The organism is Pseudomonas sp. HLT2-19-2, from assembly GCF_054898005.1.
Map to the genome: position 1 here is coordinate 3,463,092 of NZ_CM142712.1, position 12,310 is coordinate 3,475,401.

Consider the following 12,310-nt stretch of genomic DNA (forward strand, 5'->3'; position numbering starts at 1 on the left):
TACAAGGAGTACCCGATGCCCGGCTCAATGGCTCAGGCTTTCGCGCACAATTTTCTCGGGTATTCACCCCGCTGGTACAAGGCAAGCATCGTCAGCTTCCTGATTCTCAACGCATTGGTGTTGTGGACCGTAGGCCCAGTGGCGGCCGGTTGGCTGCTGGTGCTGGAATTCATCTTCACCCTGGCCATGGCGCTCAAGTGTTATCCGTTGATGCCCGGCGGCTTGCTGCTGGTCGAAGCGCTGCTGCTGAAGATGACCACGCCCCAGGCACTCTACGACGAACTGGTGCACAACTTTCCGGTGATCCTGCTGCTGATGTTCATGGTGGCCGGGATCTACTTTATGAAAGACCTGCTGTTGTTTCTGTTCTCACGGCTGCTGCTCGGGGTTCGCTCCAAGGCGCTGCTGGCGTTGCTGTTCTGCTTCTTGTCGGCGTTTCTGTCGGCGTTTCTTGATGCCTTGACGGTAACCGCTGTGATCATCAGTGCGTCCGTCGGGTTTTACTCGGTGTATCACCGCGTTGCCTCGGGCAATGATCCGCGTCAGGACAGCGAGTTTGGCGATGACCAGCACCTGCCCAAACTCCATCACGCCGACCTCGAACAATTCCGCGCCTTTCTGCGCAGTCTGCTGATGCACGGCGCCGTGGGTACCGCGCTGGGCGGTGTTTGCACATTGGTCGGTGAGCCGCAGAACCTGTTGATCGGCCACGAGATGGGCTGGCACTTCGCTGAGTTCTTTCTGAAAGTCGCTCCGGTTTCATTGCCGGTCCTGGTGGCAGGTCTGGTGACCTGCGTCCTGTTGGAGAAACTGCGCTGGTTCGGTTACGGCACGCTGTTACCGGACAATGTGCGTGCGGTACTGGCCAATTACGCCGCCGAAGACAATGCCGAACGCACCTCACGCCAACGTGCAGCGCTCATTGTGCAAGGGTTGGCAGCGCTGATTCTGATTGCAGGGCTGGCGTTCCACATTGCCGAGGTCGGCCTGATCGGCTTGATGGTGATCGTGCTGATCACCGCCTTCACCGGCATCACCGACGAGCATCGCATCGGCAACGCGTTCAAGGACGCCATGCCCTTCACGGCGCTGCTGGTGGTGTTTTTCGCGGTGGTGGCGGTGATTCACGATCAACAACTGTTTACGCCTTTGATCCAATGGGTGCTGGCCCTGCCGGCGGATCAACAGCCGGGCATGCTGTTTATTGCCAACGGTTTGCTGTCGGCCATCAGCGACAACGTGTTCGTCGCGACCATTTACATCACCGAAGTGAAACAGGCCTTCATTTCCGGCCACATGAGCCGTGAACATTTCGAAACACTGGCGATTGCGATCAACACCGGCACCAACCTGCCGAGCGTGGCAACGCCCAATGGTCAAGCTGCGTTTTTGTTCCTGCTGACTTCGGCGATTGCACCGCTGATTCGCCTGTCGTACGGGCGGATGGTGTGGATGGCGTTGCCGTACACCGTGGTGATGGGTGTGTTGGGGTGGTATGCCGTGAGTTTCTGGCTTTGAGTCAGCAGGTTTGACGCCTTCGCGGCAAGCCTCGCTCCTACAGGGGTAAATCTGTAGGAGCGAGCGGTGCGGCGATCCGACTTGCCCGCGAAGAACGATAACGCGGTTAACCTGCGTTGAGGATATAGCGCTCGATTGCCTGCGCCGCGCCGTCCTCGGTATTGGCGCCAGTCACCACATCGGCCTGGCGCTTCACCCCCTCTTCCGCCTGCCCCATGGCGATCGACAAGCCTGCACAATGAAACATCGCGGGGTCGTTGCCACCGTCGCCCAGCGCCGCGGTCTGCTCCAGCGGCACACCGAGAAATTCGGCCAGTGTCGCCAGCGCTGCACCCTTATTCGCCTGCATTGCGGTCACGTCCAGATACACCGGCTGTGAACGCGAGACCTGCGCCTGGCCCTCGACCTTGGGTAGCAGCTGCGCTTCCAGCTCGATCAGCAACTGAGTGTTATTGCTGGTGGCGACGATCTTGTCGATACGCTGGAGAAAAGGCGCGAAACTCTCGACCACCACCGGCGGATAACCCAGCCCATGCTGTTCACGAGGAACCATCGGCCCGTTCGGATCCTTCAACAGCCAGTCACCTCCGCTGAACACCCAGACCTCAACGTCCGGTTGATCGGCAAACAGCGCCAATGCCGTCAGCGCAGCCGTCGCCGGCAAGTAATGCGCGACCAGTAAACTGCCGTCCGGATTGACGATGGTTCCGCCATTGAAGGCTGCCGTTGGCAAGTCGACGCCCAAGGCTTCGATCTGCTGCAACATGGCTTTCGGCGGACGGCCGGTGGCCAGGCTAAACAGCACGCCGGCCTCGCGCAAGGAACGAACCGCTTCAATAGTGCGCTGGCTGAGGCTGTGATCGGGCAGCAGCAAGGTGCCGTCCATGTCGCTGAGCAGAAAACGGATGGGATGTTGCGTTGCATCACTCATCCGAGGCCGTGCCAGACGCGACCGTCGCGAGTCAGCAATTCTTCTCCAGCCTTCGGCCCGTCTTCACCAGCGGCATACCTCTGCACGCTCGCGTCGTGCTGCCAGGCATCAAGGAAAGGCTGCACGGCGCGCCAGCCATTCTCGATGTTGTCGGCGCGCTGGAACAGCGTCTGATCGCCGGTCAGGCAATCGTAGATCAGCGTTTCGTAGCCAGTGGACGGCTGCATTTCAAAGAAATCCTTGTAGGCAAAGCCCAGTTCGATGTTGGCCATCTTCAAGGCCGGGCCGGGTCGTTTGGCCAGCAGATCGAACCACATGCCTTCGTTGGGCTGAATCTGGATCCGCAGGTAGGTCGGTTGCAGCTCATCGACCTCGGTATCGCGAAACTGCGCATACGGCGCCGGTTTGAAGCAGATGACAATCTCGGTATCGCGCACGCTCATGCGCTTGCCGGTGCGCAGGTAGAACGGCACGCCGACCCAGCGCCAGTTGTCGATCATGACTTTCAGCGCGACGTAGGTTTCGGTGTTGCTGTCCGGCGCCACGTTGTTTTCCTGGCGATAACCCGGCAACACCTTGCCGTCGACCTCGCCGGCTGCGTATTGGCCACGCACCGAGTTGGCCAACGCTTCCTCGACCGACCAAGGCCGAATCGCACCGACCACCTTGGCTTTCTCGCCGCGTACCGCATCAGCGCCGAAGGCGGCCGGCGGCTCCATCGCGACCATCGCCAGCAATTGAAACAGGTGATTGGGCACCATGTCCCGCAAGGCACCGGTGTGTTCATAAAAACTGCCACGGGTTTCCACGCCGACGGTTTCGGCGGCGGTGATTTGTACGTGGTCGATGTAGTGATTGTTCCAGAACGCTTCGAACAGGCTATTGGAGAACCGGCTGATCAGAATGTTCTGCACGGTTTCCTTGCCCAGATAGTGATCGATTCGGTAGATCTGGTTTTCCGTCATCACCTTGAGCAAGCAAGCGTTCAAGGCTTCGGCAGTGTGCAGATCGGAACCGAAAGGTTTTTCGATCACCACCCTTCTGAACGCCTCTGGCGTTTCCGCAAGCAACCCGGCGGCACCGAGACGGCGCACCACTTCGCTGAAAAAGCGTGGTGCGGTGGCCAGATAGAAGACGGCGTTGCCGGTGCCGCTGGCGGCGATTTTCGCCGCCAGCGCTTGATAGGTGCTGTCGTCCAGGAAGTCACCCTGGACGTAGCTGATGCCTTTGGCCAGTTTGGCCCACAAGTCCGGGTCAAGGGCTTGATCGCCCTTGCCGACCTTCGCGGCCACTTCGGCTCGAATAAAGTCTTCGAGTTTTTTCGCAAAGGCCTCGTCGGTGATGGCGTTGTGGTCAACGCCGATGATCCGCAGTCCATCCCCAAGCAGACCGTCACGACTCAGGTTGTACAGCGCCGGCATCAGCAGACGCTTGACCAGGTCACCATGGGCACCGAACAGGAACAGCGTGGTCGGTGGTGCGGGTTCTGCCTTGGATTTATTGCGGATCAAGCGAGTCATTTTTTCGAAGTCTCCACGTGGCCGCCGAAGCCGAAGCGCTGGGCCGAGAGGATCTTGTCGCCAAAGGTGCCTTGCCCGCGCGAACGGTAGCGCGAGAACAGCGAATTCGACAGCACCGGTACGGGCACCGATTGCTCCATGGCGGCTTCAATGGTCCAGCGACCTTCACCGCTGTCAGCCACCGATCCGGAGTAACCGTCGAGTTTCGGATCACTGGCCAGGGCGTCGGCAGTCAGGTCGAGCAGCCACGAAGATACGACGCTGCCACGACGCCAGACTTCGGCGATGTCGCCAACGTTCAGGTCGAACCGCTGGTCTTCCGGCAAGTTGGTGCTGGCTTTGGTCTTGAGGATGTCGAAGCCTTCGGCGAAGGCCTGCATCATTCCGTATTCGATGCCGTTGTGGATCATTTTCACGAAATGGCCAGAACCGGCCGGGCCTGCGTGGATATAACCGCGCTCGGCACGATCGTCTTCGGACTTGCGGTCCTTGGTCCGCGGGATGTCGCCCAGGCCCGGTGCAAGGCTCTCGAACAGCGGATCAAGGCGATTAACCACCTCGGCTTCGCCGCCGATCATCATGCAGTAACCACGCTCCAGGCCCCAGACGCCGCCAGAAGTGCCGACGTCGATGTAGTGCAGGCCTTTCTCCGACAGGGTTTTCGCCCGGCGGATGTCGTCCTTATAGAAGGTGTTGCCGCCGTCAATAATGGTATCGCCGGCTTCAAGCAAGGTGCTCAGGGTGTCTATAGTGTCTTCGGTCGGTGCGCCGGCCGGCAGCATGACCCACACCGCGCGTGGTTTGGCCAGGCCAGCGACCAGCGCCGGCAGGTTGATGACGCCAGAGGCGCCTTCTGCGGCCAGGGTGTCGACAAAGGCGGTATTGCGGTCGTAAACAACGGTGGTATGCCCGTTGAGCATCAGGCGCCGCGCAATATTGCCGCCCATGCGGCCCAGTCCAATAATCCCGAGTTGCATGTACTGATGCTCCCTACTACAAATAATGTGTGTCAAAGGTTATAGCCCAACGCGACTAATGTGGGTTAGTCCAGAGCGTTGGCACATAGTTTCCGGGCATTGTGCCCGATCCAGACTGATAACGTCGGTAATCGCGCCGAAGACACAACGACCGTGAAAAATAAAAAAGTTCCCATCTGGGGCAAAAGAAATCAAAATTGGCGCCGATAGTAATTCAGCACCGATCTCGGGGCGGTTTTACAGTTGAGGCAACCATTTGCGAGGTGAGCAATGGGCACAGTACACGCAGCACGGCCAGCACAAACCCTTTACGTCACGATCCGTCGTGATGAATTGCGCCAGTTGAAAGACGAGCGCGACCAGTTGAGACAGGAGCTCGCGCAATTGCGCTTGTTGACACAAGGCACTCAGGCCCAGCCCTTGCCCGTCGCCCACCATGCCCCTCACGCCTGATCCCCTCGCTTGAATCGGAAATAGCTCTCTGCTGTTTCCGATACCGCTTCGACGCCTCGCCAATCCTGGCAACTCACAAAGTTTTCACATCGGCCTGTTGATACTCCGGCTCATTATGGCCGCTCGGTATCCGTGCGGCATCCGTTCGTCGGCGACATGGAAGGCCTCGGCGGTCTAAGTGATTACTAGGCTGGAGCGCCAATGGCTTTGTTTAAACGCAGCAATACGTCTGCGAAAGGTTTCGACTGGACAGGATTTCTCTGGCTGTTCCTGTTCTTCTGGTATTTTTCGGGCATTACCCAACTGCTGATCCAACTGACAGGCACCTCTGGTTTTACCGGGTTTCGCCAGGCCTTTGTGATGAGCGCCATCTGGCTCGCGCCGATGCTGCTGTTCCCCAAACAAACACGTGTCATGGCCGCGCTGATCGGCGTGGTGCTATGGGCCTGCTCGATGGCCAGTCTGGGTTATTTCTTCATCTATCAGCAGGAATTTTCCCAAAGCGTCATCTTCATTATGTTCGAATCGAACATCTCTGAAGCGGGCGAGTACATGACTCAGTACTTTGCCTGGTGGATGGTGGCGGCGTTCCTCGCTCACACCGCTTTCGCTTACTTCCTCTGGACTCGCTTGCGCCCGGTGTACATGCCTCGCGGTCGGGCACTGGTGGCTGCAACGGCCATTGTGGTCGCTGTCGTCGGTTATCCGCTGATCAAGCAAACCGCGCGTACTGGCAGCCTCGCCGGCGGTTTCGAGAAATTCGAAACGCGCATCGAGCCCGCCGTGCCTTGGCAGATGGCCGTGGCCTATCACCGCTACCTCGATACCCTGGCCGGCATGCAAGACATGCTCCATAGCGCCAGCAAGATTCCACCCCTGCACAATCTGAAAGATTCGACGGCCAATCAGCCGGCGACCCTGGTGCTGGTGATCGGCGAGTCCACCAACCGTCAGCGTATGAGCCTGTACGGCTACCCTCGGGAAACCACCCCGGAACTGGACAAGCTCAAGGATCAATTGGCGGTCTTTGATAACGTCATCACCCCGCGCCCTTACACCATCGAGGCGCTGCAGCAGGTTCTGACCTTCGCCGACGAAGAAAACCCGGATCTGTACCTGTCGACCCCATCGCTGGTGAGCATGATGAAGCAGGCGGGGTACAAGACTTTCTGGATCACCAACCAGCAGACCATGACCAAGCGCAACACCATGCTGACGACCTTCTCCCAACAGGCCGACGAGCAGGTGTACCTGAACAACAACCGCAACCAGAATGCCGCCCAGTACGATGGCGACGTGATCGAGCCGTTCAACAAGGCCTTGACCGACGCTGCGCCACGCAAGCTGATCGTCGTGCATTTGCTCGGCACGCACATGAGCTATCAATACCGTTATCCATCGTCCTTCGATAAGTTCAAGGACCGCAAAGGCGTTCCAGACGGTGTGCGCGACGATCAGGTGCCGACATACAACAGCTATGACAACGCAGTGCTGTACAACGACTTCGTGGTCTCGAGCCTGATCAAGGACTACGCCAAGTCTGATCCGAACGGGTTCCTGCTGTACCTCTCCGACCATGGTGAAGACGTGTTCGATTCGCCTGGCCATAGCACTCTGGGGCGTAACGAAAGCAAACCGACGGCGCCGATGTACACCATTCCGTTCATGGCCTGGGCCTCGCCGAAATGGCGCGAAAACCATGACTGGAGTTTTGCCGGTGATCTTGGGCGGCCTTACAGCAGCTCGCATCTGATCCATACCTGGGCGGATCTGGCAGGCTTGAGTTTTGATGAACTGGATCGCAGCAAGAGCCTGGTCAGCGACAGTTTCAAGCCCCGGCCATTGCTGATCGGCAATCCTTATGAGCGCGAGCAAAAGGCACTGATCGATTTCAGCCTGATGAAACCCAAGGCCACGCCTGCCAACCCGGCAGTCGTTCAGAAGTAATCTTTTCAGGGGCCGGTTCCGGCCCCTTTTTCCTACGCCATTGCGCGACAACTCTGCCCGAAAATTCGCAAAGATAATAATTATTCTCGTTTAGTGCTAAATCCCGCCTCCCCCCTTCGTCTTTGAACAAACGGAATTTTTTCCATCGACGACAAGGAGTCGGCTGCGATGTTCGCGCCTATTACCCGTTCCATGACCTTTACCCTGGGGCTGTGCAGTGCCGCCATAAGCCCCGATCTGCTGGCTGAAACCGATCCTGACAAGCCGTCCGGCCACACCCTCGAACTGGGCGCTACGAATGTGACCGCCGAAGGTTTGGGCAGCACCACCGAAAACACCGAGTCGTACACCACCGGCGTCATGAGCACTGCGACGCGCCTGAACCTGTCAATCAAGGAAACGCCGCAATCGGTTTCCTTGATCACGCGCCAGCAAATGGACGATTTCAAACTCGGTACGCTGTCCGAAGCCATGAGCCAAACCACCGGCGTGGTGGTCCAGCACAACGATTCGGACCGAGTCAGCTATTCGTCCCGGGGCTACTCGATCAACAATTTCCAGATCGATGGCATGCTGAATACCTTCAGCTACATGAAGTCCGATTCCGACACCATCATCTACGACCGCATCGAAGTGGTTCGCGGTGCGACCGGCCTGACCACGGGCGCGGGCGACCCTTCGGCCACCATCAACATGGTGCGCAAACGGCCGACGGCACAGTGGCAAGCCCAAACCGGCGTCAGCGGCGGCAGTTATGACGACTACTACAGCTATCTGGACGTCGGCGGCCCACTGGCTTTCGACGGACGCCTGCGCGGACGCGGCGTGCTGGCCTATCGCGACAGCCATTCGTTCCGCGACAAGTACCAGCAGCAACGGGAAGTCGGTTACGGCATTCTCGAAGCCGACCTGACCGATGACACCGTATTGGCCGTGGGTTACGACTATCAGGACAAGCAGGTGCAAGGTACCTCGTGGGGCACCGTGCCTTACTGGAACGCGGATGGCAGCAAAGCCAACCTCGGACGCTCCACCAACATGGCCACGCCTTGGAGTTCCTGGCCGCTGAAAGACAAGACCGCGTTTGCCACGCTGGAGCAGCAACTGGGTGCCGGCTGGCAGCTCAAGGCCGCCTACACCCACCGCGAAAGCGACACCGACGGCAAGATCTACTACGGCGGTGGCGGCTTCCCCGAGGCAGACCGCAGCGGCATGATCGCCAACGTCAGCCACATGATCGGCACGCAAAAAATGAAGGCCTATGACTTCAATGTGGCTGGCCCTTACTCGCTGTTCGGACGGGAACACGAAATGATGATCGGCTATGGCGAGGCCGAACGCAGCGAAGAAAACCCTTACACGGTGGACGGCGCACGGCCGTCGGATTACGAAAACGTCCCCGACTGGAAGTACATGGGTGGCATTCCCAAATTCCCCGACACCGTCACCAGCCTGCAAGGCTCCAATGAAAGTACCCGGCAAAAAGCCGGTTACCTGGCCACTCGCTTGACCCTGACCGATGACCTGCACGCGGTACTCGGCAGTCGTTATGGCAGCTGGGAAATGTCGATGAAGACCAACAAATACGACAACAACCTGCAACTGACCGATGTCGAAATCACTCGCCAACAGCACAACGACATGTGGACCCCTTACGCCGGGCTGCTCTACGACATCACGCCTGAGTACACGGCTTACGTCAGCTACACCGACATTTTCAAACCGCAAGAAGACCGTGACAGCCATCACAAATATCTGGAACCGGTGGTCGGCAGCAACTATGAGCTGGGGCTCAAGGGCAGCCTCCTGGAAGAGCGCCTCAACCTCGCCACCGCATTGTTCTGGAGCAAGCAGGATAACGTCGCCGAACTCGACGATTCGGTGCCACCGGACCCGGTCACCGGGGAGGAATTCTTCAAATCGGGCGGCAAAGGCAACAAGGTTCAGGGTTTCGAAGCCGAGGTATCCGGCGAGGTCATTGCGGGCTGGAACATGACAGCCGGTTACACCTACACCCATTCAGCCAATGGCGAGAAGCAGCGCAACAACACCAACCAGCCATTGAATATGTTGCGCTTCTCCACGGCCTATCGCCTGCCCGGCGACTGGCAGGCACTGACCGTGGGTGGTGCGGTGAATTGGCAAAGCGACGTCTACCGCGCCGCCAGGCGCCCGGTCGGACGTGGCGCCGGTGGCGAGGTGATCACCGCCAGCGCGAACATCCGCCAGGAGGCTTACACCGTGGTCAAATTGATGTCGCGTTATGAGTTCGACAAGCACCTGTCGGCCTCGCTGAACGTCGATAACCTGTTCGACAAGAAGTATTACGACAACGTCGGGTTTTACAACGGCGTCTTTTGGGGCGACCCGCGCACGGTGACCTTGAGCTTGGACTGGAAGCTCTAGACTTTGTTAACTCCCGCTTAATCGAATCGTCGAAAACTGTGCTTTCGACACTGGCTCATGGACGAAAGGCACCCGACATCGTAGTGGGAGGCAAACCATGAAACGTACACCCCTGATCATCGCCGGTCTGATGACGTTCGTCTCGGCAAGTGCATTGGCCGAAGGTGGGGCCGAACGCATGCGGTATTACTTCGACACCCTGCGGTACAACCAGCAGCAGGCACTGGGTAACACCACCGAAGGCAACAGTTCTGAACTCCGGGTTCCGGATGATCAAACCGCGCAGGTGACCGAGTCCTACAGACCGAAATGACCAAAAGAGGGGCGTCCTGATGGACGCCCTTTTTTTCGCCAGTGAAATTACAGCGCCTTGGTCCAGAACAGCATCCGACCGTGAGCCGGGTCGAACATGCCCGCGGCAAAACCGAACTTGCCATAGGACGCTTGGGCAACAGCATTACCTTCCAGTACCTCCAATGTGATTTTGCAGCAGCCACGCTGGCGGGCGATGTCCTCGACCTTTTGCAGCATCTTCTGGCTCAACCCCAAGCCGCGAAACTTCTTCACCACCATCACATCGTGCACATTGACCAATGGCCGACAGGCGAAGGTCGAGAAACCTTCAAAGCAATTGACAAGCCCTGCCGGCTCGCCGCCGACAAAGGCCAGAACGCTGAACGCGTGGGGACGTTTGGCCAGTTCCGCCGGCAGTTGCTTCAACAAGTCGGCGGGCAACGAGTGGCCGCCGCCCATCGGGTCTTCGGCATAAGCATTCAGCACCCGGCCAATAGCCTCGGCATGCACCGCATTGGTGTAACTGGCCTGAAGCACAAGAATTTCTGCGGATTCCATTTCCACCCTCGTTTACACATCAAGTAGCCCCAGCACGCAGCTCGTACTGGAAAGCCGAACGACAATATCGCGAGTGCTGCTCACGCTGCAATCTTTACGCTCAAGCGCATCCACGCAAAACCAGTCGCAGGTCAGGATGTGATTGCTGATTCATGTTCGCGGCTCCTTGGGTTCAAGCTTCGGCGAAACGTTGCAGCTGCATTTCCTGTAAACGGCTGAGGGTGCGGCGGAACGGGAATTCCAGATAGCCTTCGGTGTACAACGATTCCATGGGCACCTGCGCTTCGAGGCACAGCGGTACCTTGCGGTCGTAGCACTCGTCCACCAAGGCAATGAAACGCCGTACACCGTCGTCATTCACCGACAATTGCGGCAATTCACGATCACCCGCCACCACGCGCTCGACGCCATCTTCAGTGCCCCGGGCGATGCGCCCTTCGCGCTTTTGCGCGCTGAGGTTGGGCACGTCACTCAACAGAATAGCGCTGAAGGTGTCGCACAGGGCGATGAAATCCATGGCGGCAAAAGGCTGTTCACAGAGATCGGCATAACGACTCCAGAGCACAGTTTCACTGGCCTGCACGACATTAAGTGAGCGGTAGCCAACCTTGATCGAGTCACTGGACACCGACTGGCCGACGGTCAATGCCTTGAACACTTCACCCAGCGCACTGGGCTGTCCCGGTGCGCCCACCCAGTAGCGTTGCAAACCTATGCCGGGGTGCAGACGATGATCTTCACCACCGTCCACCGCAATCACCTGCATATGTTTCTTGATGGCCTCGATGGCGGGCACGAACCGGTCGCGGTTGAAGCCATCGGCGTACAGTTGATCCGGGGGCTGGTTTGAGGTGCAAACCACGACCACGCCCTGCTCGAACATCACCTGAAACAAACGGCCAAGAATGATGGCGTCGCCAATGTCGTTGACGAACAGTTCGTCAAAGCACAGCACCCGCACTTCCTCGCTCAGTTCGCGAGCCAGTGCCTTCAACGGGTCGGCGGTGCCGGTCAGCTGAAACGAACGCTGATGCACCCAGCCCATAAAGTGGTGAAAGTGTTGGCGACGGGCCGGGACCTTCAGGCTTTGGTAAAACTGGTCCATCAACCAGGTTTTGCCGCGCCCGACTGGCCCCCAGAGGTACACGCCAGTGACCGGTGTGCGCCCTTCATGCAGCGCTTCGTAGCATTTTTGCAGCGCCCAGACGGCGTGTTCCTGGGCTTCGTCCTGGACGAAGCCCTTCTGTTCGATGGCGTGTTGCCAGGCGCGTAAGGGAGAGTCGACATTCATGCGCGGCAGTATGCCACGCGCGCTGGTCAGAGAGAGATGTCTAGCCGGGCGATCTTGCCTTGTTCGTTCAGGCGAAACATGTAGCGTAATTCCAGAGGACTGCCAGGAAACGTCCCGGAGATCAGGTTGTGCACCAACACTTTGCCGGTACGCAGTTGCACGTCGAGCACTTCAACGCGTGGCTGGTAACGCTGGGCGGTGTCTTGCATCCATTGTGCGATGGCCTGGGTGCCGACCTGGTGTTGGCCTTCATCGAACACGTTGGCATCCTCAGCGAAAAAACTGGCGACCCGCGAGGTGTCGCGGGCATTGGCCGCAGCAATATAGTCGGCGATGGCGGGTGCCAGTGAAGTGTCTGGATTGGGCATGTTTACGGCTCCTTGTTTGTTGATTCTGGAGCCATGCTAAAACACAC

At 58.5% G+C, this 12,310-nt stretch carries 11 protein-coding genes; 5 read left to right on the plus strand and 6 right to left on the minus strand.

All coding sequences use genetic code 11. From position 1 onward, the window contains the following. Nucleotides 1-15 precede the first annotated feature (15 nt). Entirely contained in the window at nt 16-1,518 is a 1,503-nt protein-coding gene (gene nhaB, locus ACYZTU_RS16220; protein ID WP_461964209.1) for a sodium/proton antiporter NhaB, read from the plus strand. 106 nt (nt 1,519-1,624) lie between these two features. Here the strand turns inward: nhaB and ACYZTU_RS16225 are convergent, their stop codons facing one another. From ACYZTU_RS16225 to gnd, 3 genes are read right to left on the minus strand one after another with little or no spacing between them, the layout of a single operon-like run. Next, a complete protein-coding gene (locus tag ACYZTU_RS16225; RefSeq protein WP_461964210.1) occupies nt 1,625-2,449 on the minus strand; it encodes an HAD family hydrolase in 825 nt (274 codons plus the stop codon). After that, nucleotides 2,446-3,969, minus strand: a complete 1,524-nt coding sequence (gene zwf, locus ACYZTU_RS16230) for a glucose-6-phosphate dehydrogenase (RefSeq protein WP_461964212.1) — start codon at nt 3,967-3,969, stop codon at nt 2,446-2,448. Before zwf ends, ACYZTU_RS16225 begins: the two co-directional genes overlap by 4 nt. Beyond that, nucleotides 3,966-4,946 carry a phosphogluconate dehydrogenase (NAD(+)-dependent, decarboxylating) gene (gene gnd, locus ACYZTU_RS16235; RefSeq protein WP_461964213.1) on the minus strand — a complete coding sequence of 327 codons (981 nt, stop codon included), beginning with the start codon at nt 4,944-4,946 and terminating at the stop codon, nt 3,966-3,968. Before gnd ends, zwf begins: the two co-directional genes overlap by 4 nt. A 270-nt stretch (nt 4,947-5,216) precedes the next feature. On the opposite strand from gnd, the gene ACYZTU_RS16240 reads away from it, so the two are divergent. From ACYZTU_RS16240 to ACYZTU_RS16255, 4 genes are all read left to right on the plus strand, one after another. After that, a complete protein-coding gene (locus ACYZTU_RS16240) occupies nt 5,217-5,399 on the plus strand; it encodes a DUF6026 family protein (RefSeq protein WP_461964214.1) in 183 nt (60 codons plus the stop codon). 201 nt (nt 5,400-5,600) lie between these two features. Then, nucleotides 5,601-7,346: a phosphoethanolamine transferase CptA gene (locus ACYZTU_RS16245; RefSeq protein ID WP_461964215.1), complete on the plus strand. Its 1,746-nt coding sequence runs from the start codon at nt 5,601-5,603 to the stop codon at nt 7,344-7,346. Nucleotides 7,347-7,514: 168 nt separating this feature from the next. Continuing rightward, on the plus strand, nt 7,515-9,752 hold the full coding sequence (locus tag ACYZTU_RS16250; RefSeq protein WP_461964216.1) for a TonB-dependent siderophore receptor: 2,238 nt from the start codon (nt 7,515-7,517) through the stop codon (nt 9,750-9,752). Nucleotides 9,753-9,849: 97 nt separating this feature from the next. Beyond that, nucleotides 9,850-10,065, plus strand: coding sequence for a hypothetical protein (locus ACYZTU_RS16255; protein WP_461964217.1), 216 nt, complete (start codon nt 9,850-9,852; stop codon nt 10,063-10,065). A 47-nt stretch (nt 10,066-10,112) separates the two neighbouring features. On the opposite strand, the gene ACYZTU_RS16260 is transcribed toward ACYZTU_RS16255, so the two are convergent. From ACYZTU_RS16260 to ACYZTU_RS16270, 3 genes are all read right to left on the minus strand, one after another. Next, nucleotides 10,113-10,604: a GNAT family N-acetyltransferase gene (locus ACYZTU_RS16260; protein ID WP_461964218.1), complete on the minus strand. Its 492-nt coding sequence runs from the start codon at nt 10,602-10,604 to the stop codon at nt 10,113-10,115. Nucleotides 10,605-10,776: 172 nt separating this feature from the next. Further along, a complete protein-coding gene (zapE, locus tag ACYZTU_RS16265; RefSeq protein ID WP_461964219.1) occupies nt 10,777-11,895 on the minus strand; it encodes a cell division protein ZapE in 1,119 nt (372 codons plus the stop codon). Between the two features lie 26 nt (nt 11,896-11,921). Then, nucleotides 11,922-12,263 (minus strand): nuclear transport factor 2 family protein, encoded by a 342-nt coding sequence (locus ACYZTU_RS16270; protein ID WP_461964220.1) that lies wholly within the window; start codon nt 12,261-12,263, stop codon nt 11,922-11,924. Nucleotides 12,264-12,310 lie beyond the last annotated feature (47 nt).